Raw genomic sequence first — 20,169 nt, 5'->3', positions numbered from 1 at the left:
CGACTCATGGCGCAACACATCATCACCGGCAGCGGCGCACCGAGCGCCCGCCCGGAGCACCCCGGCCAGCACTACGTGGACGAGTCCGCCTCGCCGCGTGTGACCTACATCGGGCTGGACACCGACCCAGAGGCCCCAGTTGCCGAATGCTGGCAAGAGGTTGGTTCAGGCGGTGGAAGCAGTGGCGGCACGCTGGCGTGGTTTACCGATCTTATGCTAGAGCCGACCAACGGTGGGGAGTATGTCCACGATGGGGCCGGTGACGGCAGTCAAGTTGTCGTTGACTTCTTCTCCCTGAATCTCGAAGCGCAGGACTTGCCCTTTACCTGTCGCGTCAAAGCCCTGAACGGCAATGGGGGGATTAACTACTCCGGGCCTTGGGATTCAGAATTTATCGCCCTTGATGACGGCTTGAACATGGATACCGCCGGTGAGATCAACGTGAACGGTGATGTCACCGACTGCGCAGGCATCGACATGGAGTTCGGGGCGGTTTACTCGTCCCTCGGCGGCAGCACGCAGCCGCCGGGTCAGATCGTCCTGACAGCGAAAGCTCGCATACTCAAGCAGCCGGGTGGCGGCGCGGCCTAATCGTCGATGAACCAGCACCCGCTCAACTCGACGGCGATCAATGCCGAGTCGGAGCCGGATTGCCAGCCGACCGGGGCGCTAAACACGGCCTCGATCAACAGCACAGCAATCGGCGGCGGGTCGGCCTGCGCCTCGGCACCCTCCGCACCCGACTACGAGGTGGGCCAGCCGGCCGTCGAGTTGCGGCTGTCGGTGTACTCGGTCGGTGCGCCGATCGCGACGCTCGATCTCGAGCAGTGGGCGGTCGGCACGCCCACGCTGTCGATCGCCGCCAGCGTGTCGGCACCCACCGGCCAGCCTCGTGCCTATCTGCGACCGCGGCTCTACGCCGTCGGCCAGCCCACCGCCGGGCTGGCGACAAGCGCCGGCATGGTGATCGGCACCGGCAGCCCGTCGGCGGCGTTGGTGGCACGCACCTACACCGCCGACCAGCCGACCGGGGGTCTGCTTGCGCGTGTCATCGGTGAAATCGACTGGTCGGACGTGGCCGCCTCGCAGCGGTGGTCGGTGGTGACGCGCATCGACGGCGCCGAGGTACTGACCGCGGGCGCAATCGAGATCGAGGCGGAGGAATCCAGCGCGCGGCTGTGCACGCTGTCGGTGGTTGGCCCGCCGGCGCATGACGTCGGCCACCGCGTCGAGGTGACGCTGCACGTGGGCGATCATATCGAGCCGATGTTCCGTGGCGAGATCACCGAGCCGGAGTATGACCCGGCGCGGGGCCTGACCACCTACACGGCCACCGATCAGATCCAGCAGCGAATCGATGCGCTCTCCCGCGAGCAGATCGACGCTCTGACCCCGGAGGCGACCACCGCCCGCGACAACGAGGATGAAGGCTGGGACTACCTGCGCCACCGCCTCGAGTCGTGGCCGGGCAGCCTGGACCTGACCCGCGACGGCCAGTTCCGCGCCACTCGGTGGGACGACGCCGAGCCACTGGCCAACCCGATCCCAGCCGCGATCGACGGCAGCGAGAGCCTGTCGTTGGTGAGCGCCGACCAGATCCGCAACCGGGTCGTCCTGACCGCTCGGCTCTCCTGGCTGCGCCTGGCGGCGCGAGTGCACGACGAGACCTGGACGGCGCCGTACTCGATCTGCGAGTTCCTGACCGGTCGTGGGCTGGGCTACCAGCCGTCCTTGCCAAGCACCGACACGATTGCAGAGGCGATCGAGTCGGCCGGCTGGCAGGTGGAGTCGGCGAACTCGCAGCAGATCGTCCGCAGCGACACCGGCTCGGTGAGCTGCGATGGCCAGCGTATCGGTCTGGTGGGTGAGTTCGACGCGGTGCGGCAGGCCAGCTGGACACTCTCGCGGCGGTACTCGCGATCGATGCAGGCCGAGATCGGCCTGACGCTTGAGGCACCCGAGAGCGTGTCCCGGTTCGGCGAGCGCCCGCGGTCCGAGCGCCTGACCTACCGCGAGGACTACGACGACTCGGCGTGGCGATCCACCGAAGGGCCGCTGGCCGATGACATGGGGCCGCTGGATGCCACCGACCCGCGAGGGGATCACGTGCACGACACGCTCGACCAGGCCGGCGTCGAAGCCATCGTGACCGACGCGATCAACCGCGCCACCCGCGAGATGGCCTCGGCCCACCGACGCACCAGCCTGACGCTCGAGACCCTGGTGCGCCCGGACATCGAGCGACACCACCGCCCGACGGCACAGCTGCCGTCCATCGAGGCGGCCGGCAAGATCGCGCGCATCGTCCATCGGCTGGACACCGACGCCGGCGGCGCCACCACCGAGCTCGAGCTGCGCGTTTTCCGCGGCGGCACCGGGGATCGCATCCAGACTGACTGGACTGGCCTGGGGGCGCTGGCCATCGGCCAACTGCCGACCCGCGAGGACGACGCCGAGGCGCTGCCCGCGCCGGGCACCTACGTCGGCGGGCTGGCCGAATCCGAGCCCGAGTCCGAGGACTGGCAGGGCTGGATCTTCAACGCCAACACGGAGACCGGGTGGTGGGCAGATGAATCAACCTATGACCCGAACGCGCCGGAAAACGAGACCTACCAGACAGGTTTTGCCGTGCGCACGCCGCCGATCACCTTGCCCGACCAGGAGGACGCCGACCTGCGCACCGAGCGCTGCATCGCCGTGACCCTGCCCGAGGACCCGCTGATACTCACAGGAGCCTGACCCATGACCGTGTCGCTCAAGTTCTACGCCGACAGCTCGCTCACCACGCCGCTCGACAGCAACCCGCTCACACTCGACCGGGAGATCGGCGGCAATCCGGTCGACGTGCGTGTCTACGTCGGGTCGACCGCATCCGGCCGCTACTTCGTGCCCGACAACAGCGGCGATTCGCAGATCATCGCGACCATCACGGACAGTGACGCCGGCGCCGGGTTCGCCCCCGAGGACATCGCGCTGGCGCTCACGCAAAGCGGTCTCGATTCGGCCACGCCCGGTGACCCACTCGACCTCGGCGACCAGATCGACAGCGGATCGGCCAACGCCATCGCCGTGTGGCTGCGCTTTTCCGGCGAATCCGGCACACCGAAATCCAGCGCGGATCTCGGCCTGACGCTCAACCCCGTGCGCGAGTACGCCAGCTGATGAGCCGCCGGGATCTCCAGGAGGCGATCCAGGACCTGGTTGACCGAGGCCAGGCCAAGACGCCCGACTTCCAGCCCCACCGGCCACGTGACGGGGTCAAGCCAGGCCGAGCCAAGACCGCGCCCAAGCCAACGGGCAATACCGCCGGCATTGCCAGCCCGCTGACCGAGCCGGACGTGACCGCGCGTGAGTACCACGACACCGAGCTCGTCACCAGTGCCGACGGGCTGTTTACGCTGCCCGTAAAGCCGTTGAAAAAGCTGGTGATGGCGGATGCCAACGGGGCCGAAGTGGTGATGGAGTTCGCCGCGCCGGAGCCCGATCAATGATCGTCGAGGAACCGCACGGCCTCGCCGAACACGACGACGAGCGGCCGTTTGGTTGCCCATACCATGGGCCCGTGGTGGAGGGGGAGTTGCGGCTGGAAAATGGCGAGTCTCGTCCTTACCCACAGCCCGAGCGGCAAGAAAGCTCTGGCAGCTCCCCAACGGACCTTGCGGGGCGCGTGCTGGCGTTATCGCCACCTTGGGCCCAGGGTGCCAATCCATCGGCAGAGGATCTAGCCGCTGGTCGGACATGGCCGGCAACCGCGCTTTTCTCGGGAGTCAGGCTCCAGTACGGGGGGCGCAATCTGGCTGAGCGCGCTTCGGAGTGGGTCTATGCCGAAGCGGAAGGCAGGACCTGGACTGTAACGCCCACGGGTCTTGTCTCGTCGGATCAGCCAACCAGCGTCGCTTTCCGACTTACCCGGCTCGGACACATGGGCCCCATTCCCGACGAGGAAGGGGAAAGCTGGCGCGAAATTTCGATCGAGATCCCGGCTACCCGCCCCCCTTGGGAGGTGACGATCCCGGCGGGCACTTCCGGCCTGAGCGGGGGCACGGTGATCCCCGGCGCGTACCCGTACATCGGAAGCTACAAGTCAGACGGGGTACGCCGGTGGCTGCACACGATGTTCGTTTCGGACATCGCTCCTCAACGGGGGCATCAGGCCATTCTGGTTCACGCGCTGCGCTCGGAATACAACCCACCGGTGTTCACCCCGATGCCCATCCTGAGTGCGCTCTTGATCGACCTGGAAGCGGGCACCGCCGAATCGCTGTACTTGCACGATCCGGTCCCACACCGAATCCCTGACCCGGAAACCTACTTCCTCGATCAGCAGCCGGAATACCAGGTGCCGATCTCCGACCTGACCAGCACCTCGACGTTCGCCTGTGCCCAGGACGGCGAGACAATGGAAGAGCGGATCTACGAGTACACCCACACCGAAACCCGAACCGACACCATCGACGGCGAGGGATACAACACCTATCAACGCCGACAGGAAACGCTGCTGCTGGCAGCGGGGTTCACCGAAGCGGGGGCTGTCGATCTCGTCACGCTGGAGCATGAGCGTGAGTTTACGGCGGCGTTCGAGCAGAACCTCAGTTACTCAGGACGGCGGGTGGTGCATTCCCGTCCTGACGGCAGCGACGCCGACTGCCCGACTGGCGTGATCGAGGATTCGAGAACGATTGTTTGGGGGATGACCACCACGGAGTCCGATGTGAGAGCTCTGGTGATTCAGTCGACGGCTCGGGGCGTGCTGCGCGAATTCACTAGCCGGAGGGACCAAATCACGCACTGCGTCCCTTGCCAAGCACCATCGTCTGGCTCTCGACTCGATACTGACCCTGACAATCCGCCCGATCGAACGGAATCAGGGTCCGGGCCCGCCCTGGACTATTCGGCTTACGCTGAAACCCAGGGCTATCTCTGGCCCAGGTACCGTTGCCTGCAAAGCATCGATTTCGATTACGTCGACGACCCGGACATGCGGATCAGATGCCGACTTGGGGCGGCCTTGGTGATGAGTCCGTACGGCGAGCAAAACCGCTGGCTGTACCACACTCGGTTTGGCGTACGCGATCCCGCCGACGTCCTCGCTGACGCAGAGAATGAGTCAACCGGCCTGGAGATGAGCCGACTCTCGATCCATCCGATTACGGGCGAGATCGTGTCTGGCGGGCTGTTCGATCGTGTGTGCTGGGTCTGATCACGGGATCTCGAGGTAACGCTTGAAAGGGCCTTCCGGCAATTGAAGGCGCTCTTCAGATAACCACCCCCAAACCGTATCGCGCTCGGCGTTCAACCGCTGTCGATCATCCAGATCATCCGCGCTGAGAGGATCCCGACTCTCTAGCTTTCGGTTCTTGGACTGGAGAACGCTGGCCTGATCCATGATGTGCTCAACGTAGCTGTGTACGTCGGAGCGATACAGGAACTGGGAGCGAACCTTCTCCTTGATGAGGCGGTCATAATCCTCAAGCCTTACATCACCGCGCTCGCACACCGTGGAAAGGAAATCGGCCGTGGCCCGGTAGAGGGCCATCCGGTCGTCGTGTAGCTCGTGTCGGCGTCGGAGCTCATTGGTTCGCCACTGGGCATAGGCAATCCATGCCACCACGCCCGCGATCACCGGCACCAGCGCAGCGGACACGGCCTCCACGACGACGGAAAAGGTATCCAGGCTCACGGCTGCCAATCCTGCGACCAGTACGAGACCCGGCCGTCACGGAAGGTAACGGAGTTCAGCAGCGAGTCGTAGCCGTTGCGCCGCCAGTATCGCCAGGTCTCGCTGCCCGAGTTGATGTCGGTCTCGTCCGGATCACCCCAGGCATCGCGCACGTCCGATTTCGTCATGCCCTCGATCACCCGGTCGTCCATCTTCGCGTCGCGGACCTTGGCCTCCCACTCGTCGCGGGCCTTCTTGTCCAGCACCGCCTGGCGGCGGCGGTCCATATTGGACTGGATCTCGGCCTCGCGCTGGCGATCGTACTCCTCGGCCATCCGCCGCTGCGCCTCGAGCGGGTCACCCGCCGACAGCGGCGCCTCGTGCCCCTCGTCATGCAGCTGCACCTGCTCGCTGGGAGTATCTGGACATGGCATGTCGGAAAAGGTCACCGCCCCGTCAGGCCCGGTGCACTTGTACGCGGCGGCCTGGGCGGCGCCGGCGGCGGTGAGCAAAGCGATGGTGAATAGGGAGCGCAACATGGCGTCCTCCTTGTGCCATGCGGGCGTCACAGCCCGATCTTGGTTGGTGATGATCTTATGGATCAGCTGTTCATTCTGTTCAGAAAACCATAGGAAGACAACTGAGCCGGTGGGTCTGGTTTATACCGGTCACTTAGCGTCTAACTGACCGCGTCCCTCTGGAAGGTCGCCATCATGCGCGACAACCTGAAGAAGCGACCATCAGACGGGAGATGACCATGCCAGAACACGACCTAAAACGGCCTTTCAGCCATCGATGCACACAGGTAGTCGATCTATGCCGCCGGATTGGACCATGCGTGTGTTTCTTCATCGTGGTGATCAACGGGTGAAACCGCTGAAGGGTTTCGAGGCGCGGGCGATGGGGAGGGAACGTAATCTGAAATGGAAAAGGGCGACCTGGCATTGGCTGCCACCAATACCAAGCCCCTGAACCCACGGGACGCCGCCCGTGAGAGCAGACAAGGCCCTTCCAGCCACTAGCGGCAAAAGGAGCCTATCACGAAGGAGCTTTCACCGGTGGCCAATCCCATCATCCCGTGGATGGGCGGCAAACGTCGCCTCGCCCGTCGAATTATCCCCCTTATCCCGTCCCACGAATGCTACGTCGAGCCCTTCGCGGGCGCCGGCGCGATCTTCTTTCGCAAAGACCCGAGCAAGGTCGAAGTCCTCAACGATGTCGACGCCGATCTGGTCAATCTGTACCGCGTGGTTCAGCACCATCTCGAGGACTTCGTTCGTCAGTTCAAGTGGGCCCTAATCTCGCGCCAGTCATTCCTCTGGAACCAGCACGCTGACCCGGACGGACTGACTGACATTCAACGGGCGGCGCGGTTCTACTACCTCCAAAAGCTCACCTTTGGTGCCAAGCCGACAGGCCGGACATTCGGTGTCTCCACAACAACTCCGCCGCGGCTGAACTTACTGCGAATGGAACAGGATCTGAGTGAAGCCCACCTGCGACTGTCACGCGTGGTAGTTGAGCGCCTGGATTGGTTGGAATGCATGCGCCGTTACGACCGCCACGGCACGTTCTTCTACTGCGACCCTCCATACTGGGGGACCGCCGGATACGGCAAATCCAAAGACCTGAATCTCGATCACTACGGGGAACTGGCCAAGCAGGCCAGAGACGGCAAGGCCAAGGTCATGGTCAGCATCAACGACCACCCCGATATCCGGGAGGTTTTTCGCGGCTTCGACATGACCGAACTGGACATCAACTACACCGTCGGTGGCAAACGCAAAGCAGCAAAGGAACTGCTCATCCGGTCATGGCATTAAGCCTTCGGGGCGTGCACGTTAATTCGCAAATCTGCGCAAACTATCGCGCCGCTTTACACTTCAGCGGCCCGGTTGGTTTCGGGCGGCCATTAGGAAGGCCTGCACGAATCGATGGCTTCTCTGGCTTGCGGGTTCGTTCGCAATCAAGGCGCCGGACCGACGGCGGGCTCGTTGCCCGCCGAGGGACGGCAACGCCGAGTGCGGGCGAACCCGCGAGCCCCATAGGGCGGGCCGCCATGGGGTCATCTGCGGCGTTGCGGCCCTTGTAAAGGGCGACGGCCCTTCACGGCGGACCGCGCCTTGCATCTGGCCCCATGGCGGTCCCGCAGAGATGCTATCGATTCGTGCAGGCCTTCCTTAGCGCCTCGTATTCCTCCGGGGCGAGGATCTGGCGCAGGTCGACGAAGCGGCCGCTCTCGAAGTCCTTCAGGCCCGGCAGGGCCGCGAGGATGCGCTCGGCGGCCGCGCCGGGCGATAGCAGGGTCTCGGTGCCGCGGGCGGCGTGGATGCGCTCGAGGGCCGGAAAGCGCTCGGTGTCGTTGATGTCGCACAGGGTGTCGATGATGCGCGTGTCGATCAGCCCCGGCGCGATTGCTGCCACGTGCGTGTTCGGGAATTCGTGGGCATACAGGCGGCAGAGCATGTTCAGGGTCGCCTTGGACAGGGCGTAGCCGCTCCAGCCGCGGTTGCCCAGCACGGCTGCGCCCGAGGAAATGGCGACGATCTGGTCGATGGCGATGCCGGAGTCGAGCAGCCAGTCGAGGATGATTTTGTTCGACCAGACGTTGATGTCCATGATCTCGCGCAACCGCTCGACCGACACGCGGCTCATGTCCTCGATCTCGCCCAGGATGCCCGCATTCAATACCACCAGCTCCAGGTGGTCCACGCCGGCCAGCAGTTGGTCCAGGGCCGGACCGATGGCGGCAAAATCGGCCAGGTCGCAGTGCACGTCCACGACCCGGTCGGCCAGTGCGGCACAGCCGCGGCGGCTGCAGCCGAAGACCCGGTAGTCGCGATCGAGCAGGGCGTGGCTCAGGCCGAGGCCCAGGCCGCTGCTGTTGCCGGTGACAAGGGCATTGGGTTGCGTCATGGGCTACCTCGTTGCGCGTTGCTTGGTGTGGTCGCCCAGCGGGCGGGACGAGGCCGCGTGCGGCTGGTCTGCTGCGATGCGGTCACGCCCTTCGCGCTTGGCCAGATACAGGGCGCGATCGGCCGAGGCAATCAGATCGGTGAGTGTCTGCTCGCTGGCCTCGCGAACGGCGAATCCGGCACTGGCCGTGATTTTTTGGTTCGCCAGCGGTGGGTCCCAGACCGTCTCGACCAGCGCGTCCCGTAGGCGGCTGACCAGGTCAAAGGGCTGCTCGTCGTGCGTGATGGGCAGCCCGATCAGGAATTCCTCGCCACCCCAGCGCATCGCGATGGCCTCCATCGGCACCTCGCTCCGGATGATGGCACCCAGCCGTTGCAGCACCCGGTCACCGACCAGGTGGCCGTAACGGTCGTTGATCCGCTTGAAGTGATCCAGGTCGAGCGCGATGACGGCGAGGGTCTGTTCGCCGTCAGGCAGATGGCGCCTGAACAGCCCGCCCAGCAGCTCCATGCCCCGGCGCCGGTTGAGCAGGCCGGTCAGTGCGTCGTGGTCGGCCTCACGTTGCAGCCTCGATTCCACCGTCTTGGCATCCGTTTCGTCGTGGACGAGACCGGTGACCCGCGAGGGGCGACCGTCGGCATCCCATTCGACCACGGAGCCGCGATCGTGGACCCAGAGATAATGGCCATTGCGATTGCGCAGGCGGTACACCGCCTCGAAGTGATGCCGCTCGCCCTTGAGGTGATCCTCGAGCATGGTCAGGACCACCGGCAGGTCCTCGGGGTGGACGTTATCCTTCCAGGTCTCGATCACCTCGGGCATCTCCTCCGGGCCGTAGCCCAGCAGACTGTGCAGTCGGGGACTGAACACCAGGCGTTCCTCGGCCGGGTACCAGTCCCAGACGCCGTCGGCCAGGTCGTGCAGGATCTGCCAGCGATCTCGCGAGGAGGCATCCGGTTCGGCAACGCCGGGGCGGCGACGGATGTCACGGGCCACGGAAATGAAGCGTTCGTGGCCGTCCACGGTGGCGACCGAGGTGACCACCTCGACCGGCATCTCGCTGCCGTCGGCGCGGCGGTGCGAGCCAATGAAGCGATAGGGGGATGCCTGCCGGATGACCTCGGCGATCTCCGACCAGGCGGGCATGCCGTGAACGGCCGTCTGCAGGGAAAGCACCGAGTGTTCCAGCACGTCGTCGCGCTCCAGCCCCAGGTCGTCGTGGGCGGCGCGATTGCAGTCGACGATCCGGGACGTGGCCGGGTCGATCACGTAGACGGCATCGGGCAGGGCGTGCAGCAGCGAGATGCTCGAGTCATCCATGACGATTGGGAATGCCGGTAGTGATAGTGGGGCTATTCTTGCAGCTTATCCGGTGATTACCAATCCCGTCAGCGTATCTCGGCAAGCAACTGGCGCATCATGCCATCGGCGCGATTGCCGTACCCGCCACCGAAGAGGTTGAAGTGGTTGAGCACGTGGTAGAGGTTGTAGAGCGTCTTGCGCACCCGGTAGCCGGGGTCCAGCGGCAGGTGGGCCTGGTAGGCGCGGTAGAAGCCGGGCGAGAAGCCGCCGAACAGTTCGGTCATGGCGATCTCGGCCTCGCGATCGGCGTGGTAGGTGGCCGGGTCGAACAGCACCGGGGTGCCGTCGGTCAGCGCGCCGTGATTCGCCCCCCACATGTCGCCGTGGATCAGGGCGGGGTAGGGGCGGTAGTCGGTGAACAAGGCGGGCAACGCCTCGATCAGTTCCTGGCCGGCATCGATGGTGCGGGCGGCAAGTCCGCGTTCGGCGGCCCACTCGAGTTGCGGCGCGAGGCGCCGCTGACCGTAGAACCGGGCCCAGTCGTCGTCCTCGCCATGTAGCTGGGGCATGGCGCCGATGAAGTTGTCTTCCGGCCAGCCGAAGGCCGGCTGCGGTTCGGCGTGCAATTCGGCCAGCGCCTCGCCCAGGGCGGTGTCATCGACCGGGCCGAGATCGAGCCATTCGAGCAGCAGGTAGGCCACGCCGTCCACGCTGCCGGTGGCGATCACCTGCGGGGTGCGGATGCGGGTGCCCAGGGCCTCGAGTCCGCGCGCCTCGACCGGAAACATGCCGTCACCGCGGTCGGCATGGGTCTTGACGAACAGCGGGGCGACATCGGTTTCCAGGCGGGCGGCGTCGGCGATGCAGCCCCCACCGACGGACTGGTGTCCCCGCAGCGCGAGGTGGGGGTGTTCGGCCAGCCTTGCCCCCAGGTCCCCGGCAGGCGTATCGGCGTTCTGAAGGCCCGTCAGGGCGTCATTGAGCAGAGTCTGGAAGTCGGGTCGGACAGCCATGGCGTTGGTAGAGCTCTTCCTGCTTGGTTTCAATCCAGTCCTGGACGGTCGCATTGATCTCGCTGGCGGTGCGCCCCTCGGTCTCGATCGGCGGGCCGAAGACGACGTGGATCGTGCCGGGGCGCATGAGGAAACCCTGCTTGGGCCAGAGACAGCCGGAATCGATGGCCACGGGAATTACCGTGGCCCGTGCGTGGACGGCCAGCTTGGCCCCGCCCATCCGATAGTGCGGCCGGGCGCCCGGGCGGGTGCGGGTGCCCTCGGGGAAGATCACCACGTCGCGCTTCTGGGCAAGCGCCGCGGCCCCCTTTTCCATGATCTGATCCAGGGCCTGGCGCCCGGCGGCGCGATCGATGGCAATGGCCTCGATCCCCTGGAGCCCCCGGCCGAAGACGGGAATGCGCAGCAGTTCACGCTTGAGCACGAAGGCCGCCAACCGCAGCACCGTCGGCAGGAACATCGTTTCCCAGGTCGACTGGTGCTTGGCCAGGATGAGGCTGCCCCCTTCCTTGGGCAAGTGGTCAAGACCCTCGACCTCGTAACGGATGCCCGTGACGTGACGGGCGAGCCAGAGGATCGAGCGGCCGAAGGAGAACAGCCGGTAATAGCGCCGTTCCAGCGGCCTTGTCAGGCTGATCAGCAGCACCGGGATGTGCAGGATCAGCGACAGCGTGCCCAACACGTAAAAGCACGCCGTGCGCAGCCACGTGAGGATCGTCGGTTGGGTCACGACTGCAGCTGCGAGACGTCGGCGATGGCCAGGAACAGCGCGTTGAGCCGCGCCAGCAGCGCGAGCCGGTTGTCGCGCAGTGCCTCGTCCTCGGCCATGACCATGACCGAGTCGAAGAAGGCATCCACCGGCTCGCGCAGCGCGGCCAGCGTGCTCAGTGCGGCGGTGTAGTCACCCTCGGCCAGCAGCCCCTCCAGCCGCGGGCCGATCGCATCGAGTGCTTCCCACAAGCGTTGTTCGGCCGCCTCGACCAGACGCGCCTCGTCGACGCGCTCGGGAACGGGGCCGTCATGCTTCTTGAGGATGTTGGCGATGCGCTTGTTCGCCGCGGCGAGTGCCTCGGCCTCAGGCAGTTCGATAAAGGCGTTGACCGCCTGCATGCGCTGTTCGAAGTCCAGCGGTCGACGGGTGCCGGTCATCGAGACGGCCTGGAACACGTCGCTGCGGATGCCGCGATCGAGGCTGTAGCGATGCTGGCGCTCGGTGATGAACTCGAACACGCCCATGACGTGATCGCTCGCCTCGGGCACCTTGTCGGCGATGCCTGTCGCAGCCGCCTCGAGCAGCTCGACCAGGTCGAGGTCGAGCTTTTCCTCCACCAGGATGCGCAGCACGCCCAGTGCCGCGCGGCGCAGGGCGAACGGGTCCTTGGCGCCGGTGGGCGCCTGGCCGATGGCGAAGATGCCCATCAGCGTGTCGAGCCGGTCGGCCAGCGCCACGGCCTGGGCCACGCCACCCCTCGGCAGGTCGTCGCCGGCGCGGCGCGGGCGATAGTGGTCGTCCAGCGCCACCGCGACATCCTCGGGCATGCCCTCGTGACGGGCGAGGTAATAGCCGATGGTGCCCTGCAGGCCGGCGAACTCGCCCACCATCTGCGTCTGCAGGTCGCACTTGGACAGCCGCGCCGCGCGGCGGGCGGCCTGTGGGTCGGCATCGATGCGCTCGGCGATGAACTCGGCCAGTCGCTCGATGCGCAGCACCTTGTCGAACACGCTGCCCAGGCGTTTCTGGAAGACCAGCTGCTTGAGCGATTCGAGGTGCGACTCCAGCGGGGTCTTGAGATCGCCTTCCCAGAAGAACATCGCATCGGCGAAACGCGGCCGGATCACACGCTCGTTGCCGTGGCGCACGGCCTCGATGTCGCGGCTCTCGATATTCGCCACGGTGATGAACCACGGCATCAGCGCGCCGCTCTCGTCCAGGACGGGGAAGTACTTCTGGTCGTCCTGCATGGTGTACATCAGTGCCTCGTGCGGCACCTCGAGGAAACGGGCCTCGAACTGCCCGGCGACCGCCACCGGCCATTCGACCAGGGCGGTCACCTCGTCGAGCAGGCCCGGCTCGATGTGGGCCCGGCCGCCGATCTCGTCGGCCTTGGCGTTGACCTGCGCCTCGATGTGGGCGCGTCGCTCGGCGAAATCGGCCAGCACGTAGCCCTGCTTTTGCAGGGTGGCGGCGTAGTCGGCCGGGGTGGTGACGGTCAGCGCGTCCGGGTGGTGGAAGCGGTGACCAAAGGTCCGGTTGCCGGCGGCGTGACCGAACAGGGTCATGTCGACCACGTCCGTGCCATGCAGGGCGAGTGCCCAGTGAACCGGGCGGATGAACTCGGCGCGCGAGGTGCCCCAGCGCATGCGCTTGGGCGCCGGCAGCTTGTCCAGCGCCCGCTCGACGATCGCGGGGAGCAGGTCGGCGGCCGACTGACCCGGTTCGGTGTAGCGGTGCACCAGCCACTCGCCCTTGTCCGTCTTCATGGTCTCGAGCTGGTCGGGCTCGACGCCGCAGCCGGTGGCGAAGCCTTTCAGGGCCTTGGTCGGGTTGCCGTCGGCATCGTAAGCGGCCTTGACGGCCGGGCCGCGGCGCTCGACCGGCTTGGGCTCGGTGGCGCGGGCCAGCTCGTCGACCAGCAGGGCCAGTCGGCGCGGCGCGGCGTAGGCGGTGAGCTTGCCGTGGGCCAGCCCGGCCTCGTCCAGACCCGACCGGATCTCGTCCTCGAGCGCGTCGCGCAGGGTGGTCAGGGCCTTGGGCGGGAGTTCCTCGGTGCCCAGTTCGAAAAGAAAGTCCGCCGTGTCAGTCATGTAATTCCGTACCTGTTGGCAATACGTAGTCGTCGTGGCGTGGCCCCGTCGGCCAAATGCGCCCGGTGCGTGATCAGCCCTTGCTCTGGCTCGCCATCGGGAAGCCCAGCGCCTCACGGGCGGCAAAGTAGCGCTCGGCCACGCTGCGGGCCATGGTGCGCACGCGCAGGATGAAGCGCTGGCGCTCGGTCACCGAGATCGCGCGGCGCGCATCGAGCAGGTTGAAGGCGTGCGAGGCCTTGAGCACCTGCTCGTAGGCCGGCAGCGGCAGGTCGGCCTCCACCAGGCGCAGGCATTCGCCCTCGGCATGGTCGAAGTGCTGGAACAGGAACGCGGTGTCGGCCTGCTCGAAGTTGTAGGTCGACTGCTCGACCTCGTTCTGGTGGTAGACGTCGCCGTAGGTAATCACGCCGGCATCCGAGCGCGACCAGACCAGGTCGTAGACGTTCTCCACGCCTTGCAGGTACATCGCCAGGCGCTCGAGACCGTAGGTGATCTCGCCGGAGACCGGGTCGCAGTTGAGCCCGCCGACCTGCTGGAAGTAGGTGAACTGGGTCACCTCCATGCCGTTGAGCCAGACCTCCCAGCCCAGGCCCCAGGCGCCCAGCGTCGGCGACTCCCAGTTGTCCTCGACGAAGCGGATGTCGTGGGTCAGCGGGTCGAAGCCCAGCCGGGTCAGCGATTCCAGATACAGGTCCTGGATGTTGTCCGGCGAGGGCTTCAGGAGCACCTGGAACTGGTAGTAGTGCTGCAGGCGGTTGGGGTTGTCACCGTAGCGGCCGTCCGTGGGGCGGCGCGACGGCTGCACGTAGGCGGCACGCCACGGCTCCGGGCCGATCGAGCGCAGGAAGGTGGCCGGGTGGAACGTGCCCGCGCCGACCTCGATATCCAGCGGCTGGAGGACCGCGCAACCCTGCTCGGCCCAGAAGCTCTGCAAGGCGAGGATCAGGCCCTGGAAGGTCGACAGGTCGAAGCGCGTTTCAATGGAAGGCTGACTCATGAGAATTCTTGTATAGATCGTGTCTGGACGCGGTCTCGCGCCCGGATGTTTATCCGGGCGATACGGGCCGAACGCAAAGCGGCCATAGTATACCGATGGGCGGTGGGTCTGCACGGGCAAGGCGGTTGCCAGAGAGGATGTCCGCTGACGACCAGAGGGTCCCGTCGATAACTGGCAGGCAGTAAACAAGGAAGGAGCCCAGTTCGCCGTTGCTGGTCAAGGCAGATCGAAGGGATGTCCCGTTGGTGTCCTGCCTCACGAGCGAAGAGCGGCCGGGGCGAAGCGACATGGACGTCGCTTCGAGGTTCGCCGCGACAGGAAGTCGCGTCGAACCGGCCCCGATCAGCCGCCCTTCGCTCGTGAGGCCGGGAGCCTCGGCCCGAGGCTCCCGGGTCCGCAGGACCAGGGCGCAGGGTGTCCTTCTTTTCGCCCCTTTTCTTGGACAAGCAAGAAAAGGGGCTCGCACGCCGGGCAATGAGTCCGCTAAGGTGGGCCAATGATGATTGGCGGGCGAAACCGACAGCCACAGCTGTAGGATCTAAGGTCCGCGGCTTGAAGGAGAAAAAGGGCTCTGACCCCTTTTCCCCGTGTGTGATCCGTGTCGTTAGGGCGCTGGAGATAGTTTCAATGAAGCCGGACGAGTTCTGGAAAAACTTTAGACTCGGAGAAGAGTTGGCGATCTCCGGAAACTTCATCTATGACGGACTCAGGCGTTTTCACGAGATGAAACGCTTGGATTATGATGAAGAGATTTTTGATTTTCTTTACCATGTAAGCGTTGGCTTAGAGCGACTCACAAAAATAGCCATCGTGCTTTGCGAACACAAAGCCACGACTGACCAAGAAGCACTGGAAAAGTCGTTGATAACGCACAGCTTGAATGACCTGGTTGCGCGCTTAAAAACATCCGCCCCCATCAACTTAGGCACGAACCACAACGAGCTTATTTCGATTCTCACGACGTTCTACAACTCGCTCCGTTACGACAGATTTTCGCTTGCGTCCTCCTTTAGTGGTGGGAAAGAACGAAAAGCAATAGTGGGCTGGCTTGAAAAGTCTTTAAATATAACGTTGTGTCATGGAAATGCGCTTTTTGGCATCGACAATCCAGAGCAGTGTCGAAAATTCGTTAGGAGAACAATTTTAAAGATTACTCGACAAATTTATGAAGTGATCCAGAAAGAGGCCAGGGGGCTTAATATCTATACATATGAGCTTCGTCACGCGTCAAAAGCAGAATCCGTATTCCTTCGAGAGATTGACATAGTCAACGAAGACATATTGTGGAAAGAGCTGTTAGTATTCTTCATGAACACGCGGTCCACCTCCGGCTATCTGGGTTTCCTACGAAAAATTGAACCACTAGACTTTGATCCAGCGCTCGCCGATGAATACCTTGCCTGCTTCGCTTCAGACTCTGCTAAAGCGATGGTCATGGACGAACTCGAACATCATTACTCTGAGCTTGAAGATGGGGCTCGCGCACGCCTGGAAACTATGACAATCATCAACGCGCCGAATGTCTGTTTTGACGACGAAGATTAAGACGAGGAAGAAGTTTAACCTATAGATTAAAAGGGACTGTCACTCTAACAATTCGTTCAAACCGACGCCGCTTCGCGGCTCGGTTCAACTCAGGCGTTAACCAATTTATGAAATCTTCAGAAGTGGTTGAGATTTTTAAGGGTGCTATAGAAAGCACCAAACAAAACGGTATTGATAAGGTCTCAATAGAGGACCTTGAAGCATATACCGCTCGCTTAGAGGAGGCTGTAAATGAGTCTCCAGAGGGTGTGCATGCCGGTGAAGCAAACATGGAAAAGTACCGGGCCGATTTAAACGCTTGGATAACGGCACGCCAGCATCAATACGAATACAACCTTGAGATGCTACGGTCCGTCATAACGGTGGGGCAGTCCGCACTTAAAAGCGCATTGTTAATAAACGGTGGTGCTGCTGTGGCTGTATTGGCTTTTATTGGTCGCTTATTCTCAAGTGAAAGTGCGTCACTAAGTATGGGCGGTCTATCCCTGGCGCTGTTGCAATTCGTTTGGGGTGTGCTTGGTGCTGCCATTGCCGCAGGTGCAACGTATTTCTCACAAGCTGGTTACGGTGGAGAGTTTGGCTCTTGGAGTCGTGGTGTTGGTGTGGGTGGTCACATAGTTGCCGTGTTAGGTGTCTTTTCTGCCTACGGTTGTTTTGGAGTGGGGGCTTGGCAAGCATACTCCGCGATCAATCTTGGTTAACAAGGCGCTCAAGTTCGTTCCGGCACTTGGCCTCCACCGGACGCCCCTGTCGGGCCGCCGCTTAGCTTCGCGTTATGTGTGTTAGTTGCGATAATTGAGTGTTGGTAAATGAGAATTGATTTTCAGTACATAAAAGATTTTCTGGATGTCGTGCTCGACCACGACCATCCAGACTTCAAGATAAATCAGGAAGGTATCAAGCCTCTGTGGGATGGCGACGATAAGGAAAGGATCAATAAGTTCGTTTTCCATATGGAAATTCTGGAAGACCAAGGGCTAATTGAGAGCTCAACTAGTTCCCCCGGGGTTGGCTTTACGAGGATGGGGGATGGCGGATTTAGTGTTTCAATCAAGCCCCTTCGACTTACCGCTCAAGGCCATCAGTTTGCGGCTGACCTTGCTAAGCCAGGCGTATTTGAGCAACTGAAGACGTCTTTCAAAGATGCAGGGCCGGCGGAAACTGTAAAGATTGTATTTGCCCTCGGGAAGAAAGCTTTGGAAAAGCGACTAGGTAGTTTTTTGGAATAGCCAAAGCAGGTCAACCTAACCGGGGGCTCAATTCGACCGGTACTCCACTGCGCTGCGCACCGACGGCCTAGCCCAGGCGTTAGCTGTCCCTTCCCGTACGATGACCTTGACATCCGTCGACACCCGATAGCTGCGCCCCATCCCCCACCCGTGCTACCGTTCCCCGCCTGACCCACCCCGGAACCCCGAACACCCCATGGACATTCGCGAAGCCATTGCCCGCACCGTCGACCGTCATGACCTGAGCCGCGAGCAGATGTACGCGGTCATGCACCAGATCATGGCCGGCGAGGCCACGCCGGTGCAGGTCGCCGGCCTGATGGTCGCGCTGCGCATGAAGGGCGAGACCATCGACGAGATCACGGCCGCCGCCGAGGTGATGCGCGAGCTGGCGGTGGGCGTGCAGGTCGACGTGCCGCACCTGGTCGATATCGTCGGTACCGGCGGCGATGGCTCGGCGCTGTTCAATGTCTCGACCGCTTCGAGCTTCGTGGTCGCCGCGGCTGGCGGGCACGTGGCGAAGCACGGCAACCGTTCGGTGACCAGCCGCTCGGGCAGTGCCGACATGCTCGAGACCGCCGGGGTTAATCTCGAGGTCGACAGCGATTGCGTTGCCCGCTGCGTGCGCGAGCTGGGTATCGGCTTCATGTTCGCCCCGCGCCACCACGGTTCGATGCGCCATGCCGCCGTGCCGCGCAAGGAGCTGGGGGTGCGCACCCTGTTCAATGTCCTCGGCCCGCTGACCAACCCGGCCGGCGCACCGGCGATGCTGCTGGGCGTCTACAGCGCCGATTGGCTCGAGCCGCTGGCCGAGGTGATGCAGCGCCTGGGCGCGCGCCACGTGCTGGTGGTGCACAGCCACGACGGCCTCGACGAAATCTCACTGGCCGAGGCGACCGAGGTGGCCGAGCTGAAGGACGGCACGATCCGCCGCTACCGCATCGAGCCCGAGGACTTCGGCATCACGCGCCAGCCGCTCGACCGCCTGATCGTCGACGGCCCCGAGCAGAGCGTGGCCTGCGTGCGCGCCGCCCTCGGCGGCGAGCCCGGCCCGGTCGCCGACATGATCGCGCTCAACGCGGGTGCCGCCATCTACGCCGCGGATCTCGCCGAGGACCTGGTTGCGGGCATCGCCACCGCCCAGCGCCTGCTGGCCGAGGGCCGCGCGCTCGACAAGCTCGAGCAGCTGGTCGCCATGACCCGGTCCTGCGAGGCCTGACCCACACTATTGAATTGCCCGGCCGGGGATGGGTTCTTTGTCCTCGGCCAACCCACCCATTTCCATTCCCGGTCGTGACTGTCGTGACTGATACCCCCGATATCCTGAAGAAGATCATTGCCCGCAAGCGCGTCGAGGTCGCCGCCTCTCGCCAGGTGACCCCGCCGAGCGTGATGGAGGACCAGGCGCTCGCCGCCGATCGTCCGCGCGGTTTCGAACGGGCCATCGAGAGCCGGGTGGCGGAAAAACGCCCGGCGGTGATCGCCGAGATCAAGAAGGCCTCGCCCAGTCGCGGCGTGCTGCGTGATCCGTTCGACCCGGTGGCCATTGCCAAGAGCTACCAGAAGGGCGGGGCGGCCTGCCTGTCGGTGCTGACCGATCGCGACTTCTTCCAGGGCGATGCCGAGTACCTCAAGGCCGCCCGCGCCGCCTGTCGTTTGCCGGTGCTGCGCAAGGACTTCCTGATCGCGCCCTACCAGGTCGACGAGGCCCGGGCGATGGGCGCTGACTGCATCCTCCTGATTGCCGCCGCCCTCGACGACGAGACCATGCACGCCCTGCACGATCGCGCCCGTCACTGGGGCATGGACGTGCTGGTCGAGGTGCATGATCACGACGAGCTGCTGCGCGCGCTGCAGTTGGACACTCGCCTGATCGGGATCAATAACCGTGACTTGAGGAGCTTCGAGGTCAGCCTGGATGTGACCCTCGAGTTGCTGCACGACATCCCGGATGACCGCCTGGTGATCACGGAAAGCGGCATCCTGACCGCCGAGGACGTGCGCCGGATGCGCGAGCACGACGTGCACGCCTTCCTGGTGGGCGAGGTATTCATGCGGGCCGAGGAGCCGGGCGAGGCGCTGGCCGAACTGTTCGAACTCAACCGCTCCTGAGGAGGTCGCGATGAAGGCACGAGTGAAATGGGTCGACGGCATGGCGTTCATGGCGGAGGCCGACAGCGGTCACGCCATCGTCATGGATGGCGCGCCGGAGATCGGTGGACGCAACGCCGGGCCGCGGCCGATGGAGATGGTGCTGATGGGCCTGGGTGGCTGCACCGCCATCGATGTGATGATGATCCTGGGCAAGCAGCGCCAGCCGGTCGAGGATTGCTGGATCGAGCTGTCCGCCGAGCGGGCGGACGTGAAGGCGCCCAAGGTGTTCACCACCATCCACACCCGGTACGTGGTCGTCGGTGAGGGTCTCGACCCGAAGAAGGTCGAGCGTGCCGTGAACCTGTCGGCGGAGAAGTACTGCTCGGTTTCCGCGATGCTGCGCGACTCGGTCGAGCTGACGCATGACTTCGAGATTCGCGAGCCAGAATGACGGTTGTCCGGGGTGTCCGCCGCCGCGTTTGTCGGTCAGGCCATTGGTGACAAGTCTCGGGCGTGCGGTTTACACTTTGCGGCAATCGCATGTCGTCGGTTTTACGTCCGACGTATCTACACGCCCGGCCGGCAGGTCGGGCGCTTTGTTTCAGG

General features: G+C 64.0%; 20 protein-coding genes. 12 read left to right on the top strand and 8 right to left on the bottom strand.

The features are described 5' to 3' along the window. Window positions 1-6: 6 nt before the first annotated feature. The 5 genes from SR882_RS10250 to SR882_RS10230 are packed head-to-tail and all read left to right on the top strand — an operon-like array spanning window position 7 to window position 5,200. The gene (locus tag SR882_RS10250; protein WP_322521146.1) at window positions 7-591 is read left to right on the top strand and encodes a hypothetical protein; all 585 of its coding nucleotides are present in this window, start codon (window positions 7-9) and stop codon (window positions 589-591) included. A 6-nt stretch (window positions 592-597) separates the two neighbouring features. Continuing rightward, window positions 598-2,739 (top strand): hypothetical protein, encoded by a 2,142-nt coding sequence (locus SR882_RS10245; RefSeq protein ID WP_322521145.1) that lies wholly within the window; start codon window positions 598-600, stop codon window positions 2,737-2,739. 3 nt (window positions 2,740-2,742) lie between these two features. Beyond that, window positions 2,743-3,162, top strand: coding sequence for a hypothetical protein (locus tag SR882_RS10240; RefSeq protein ID WP_322521144.1), 420 nt, complete (start codon window positions 2,743-2,745; stop codon window positions 3,160-3,162). Then, entirely contained in the window at window positions 3,162-3,491 is a 330-nt protein-coding gene (locus SR882_RS10235) for a hypothetical protein (RefSeq protein ID WP_322521143.1), read from the top strand. The genes SR882_RS10240 and SR882_RS10235 overlap by 1 nt, the downstream gene beginning before the upstream one ends. Beyond that, window positions 3,488-5,200 (top strand): hypothetical protein, encoded by a 1,713-nt coding sequence (locus SR882_RS10230; RefSeq protein WP_322521142.1) that lies wholly within the window; start codon window positions 3,488-3,490, stop codon window positions 5,198-5,200. Before SR882_RS10235 ends, SR882_RS10230 begins: the two co-directional genes overlap by 4 nt. Here SR882_RS10230 and SR882_RS10225 read toward each other — a convergent pair whose 3' ends face one another. Further along, on the bottom strand, window positions 5,201-5,680 hold the full coding sequence (locus tag SR882_RS10225) for a hypothetical protein (RefSeq protein WP_322521141.1): 480 nt from the start codon (window positions 5,678-5,680) through the stop codon (window positions 5,201-5,203). Next, entirely contained in the window at window positions 5,677-6,198 is a 522-nt protein-coding gene (locus SR882_RS10220) for a DUF4124 domain-containing protein (RefSeq protein WP_322521140.1), read from the bottom strand. The genes SR882_RS10225 and SR882_RS10220 overlap by 4 nt, the downstream gene beginning before the upstream one ends. Before the next feature lie 519 nt (window positions 6,199-6,717). On the opposite strand from SR882_RS10220, the gene SR882_RS10215 reads away from it, so the two are divergent. Beyond that, complete coding sequence (locus SR882_RS10215; RefSeq protein ID WP_322521139.1) at window positions 6,718-7,482, top strand: DNA adenine methylase; 765 nt, start codon at window positions 6,718-6,720, stop codon at window positions 7,480-7,482. 334 nt (window positions 7,483-7,816) lie between these two features. On the opposite strand, the gene SR882_RS10210 is transcribed toward SR882_RS10215, so the two are convergent. The 6 genes from SR882_RS10210 to glyQ all read right to left on the bottom strand — a co-directional run bounded on the left by SR882_RS10210 (window position 7,817) and on the right by glyQ (window position 14,695). Continuing rightward, the gene (locus SR882_RS10210; protein WP_322521138.1) at window positions 7,817-8,575 is read right to left on the bottom strand and encodes an SDR family NAD(P)-dependent oxidoreductase; all 759 of its coding nucleotides are present in this window, start codon (window positions 8,573-8,575) and stop codon (window positions 7,817-7,819) included. Window positions 8,576-8,578: 3 nt separating this feature from the next. After that, entirely contained in the window at window positions 8,579-9,895 is a 1,317-nt protein-coding gene (locus tag SR882_RS10205; protein ID WP_322521137.1) for a GGDEF domain-containing protein, read from the bottom strand. A gap of 68 nt (window positions 9,896-9,963) precedes the next feature. Further along, entirely contained in the window at window positions 9,964-10,890 is a 927-nt protein-coding gene (locus SR882_RS10200; protein WP_322521136.1) for a fructosamine kinase family protein, read from the bottom strand. Continuing rightward, window positions 10,853-11,620 carry a lysophospholipid acyltransferase family protein gene (locus SR882_RS10195; protein ID WP_322521135.1) on the bottom strand — a complete coding sequence of 256 codons (768 nt, stop codon included), beginning with the start codon at window positions 11,618-11,620 and terminating at the stop codon, window positions 10,853-10,855. Before SR882_RS10195 ends, SR882_RS10200 begins: the two co-directional genes overlap by 38 nt. Further along, window positions 11,617-13,695, bottom strand: a complete 2,079-nt coding sequence (gene glyS / locus SR882_RS10190) for a glycine--tRNA ligase subunit beta (RefSeq protein ID WP_322521134.1) — start codon at window positions 13,693-13,695, stop codon at window positions 11,617-11,619. The genes SR882_RS10195 and glyS overlap by 4 nt, the downstream gene beginning before the upstream one ends. A 73-nt stretch (window positions 13,696-13,768) precedes the next feature. Further along, a complete protein-coding gene (gene glyQ / locus SR882_RS10185) occupies window positions 13,769-14,695 on the bottom strand; it encodes a glycine--tRNA ligase subunit alpha (RefSeq protein WP_322521133.1) in 927 nt (308 codons plus the stop codon). A 627-nt stretch (window positions 14,696-15,322) separates the two neighbouring features. Between glyQ and SR882_RS10180 the strand changes: the two genes are divergently transcribed. The 6 genes from SR882_RS10180 to SR882_RS10155 all read left to right on the top strand — a co-directional run bounded on the left by SR882_RS10180 (window position 15,323) and on the right by SR882_RS10155 (window position 20,014). Beyond that, window positions 15,323-16,240 carry a hypothetical protein gene (locus tag SR882_RS10180; RefSeq protein ID WP_322521132.1) on the top strand — a complete coding sequence of 306 codons (918 nt, stop codon included), beginning with the start codon at window positions 15,323-15,325 and terminating at the stop codon, window positions 16,238-16,240. 107 nt (window positions 16,241-16,347) lie between these two features. After that, the gene (locus SR882_RS10175; RefSeq protein ID WP_322521131.1) at window positions 16,348-16,941 is read left to right on the top strand and encodes a hypothetical protein; all 594 of its coding nucleotides are present in this window, start codon (window positions 16,348-16,350) and stop codon (window positions 16,939-16,941) included. Between the two features lie 108 nt (window positions 16,942-17,049). Then, window positions 17,050-17,469: a hypothetical protein gene (locus SR882_RS10170; protein WP_322521130.1), complete on the top strand. Its 420-nt coding sequence runs from the start codon at window positions 17,050-17,052 to the stop codon at window positions 17,467-17,469. Window positions 17,470-17,665: 196 nt separating this feature from the next. Next, entirely contained in the window at window positions 17,666-18,688 is a 1,023-nt protein-coding gene (trpD, locus tag SR882_RS10165; RefSeq protein ID WP_322521129.1) for an anthranilate phosphoribosyltransferase, read from the top strand. Between the two features lie 83 nt (window positions 18,689-18,771). Then, window positions 18,772-19,581, top strand: a complete 810-nt coding sequence (gene trpC / locus SR882_RS10160) for an indole-3-glycerol phosphate synthase TrpC (protein WP_322521128.1) — start codon at window positions 18,772-18,774, stop codon at window positions 19,579-19,581. Between the two features lie 10 nt (window positions 19,582-19,591). Further along, a complete protein-coding gene (locus tag SR882_RS10155) occupies window positions 19,592-20,014 on the top strand; it encodes an OsmC family protein (protein ID WP_322521127.1) in 423 nt (140 codons plus the stop codon). The last annotated feature ends 155 nt before the right edge of the window (window positions 20,015-20,169 follow it).

This window comes from Guyparkeria halophila, assembly GCF_034479635.1.
GTDB classification, from domain to species: domain Bacteria; phylum Pseudomonadota; class Gammaproteobacteria; order Halothiobacillales; family Halothiobacillaceae; genus Guyparkeria; species Guyparkeria halophila.
The sequence above is the reverse complement of the archived record's forward strand: the minus strand, read 5'-3'. Positions and strand labels throughout refer to the sequence as shown.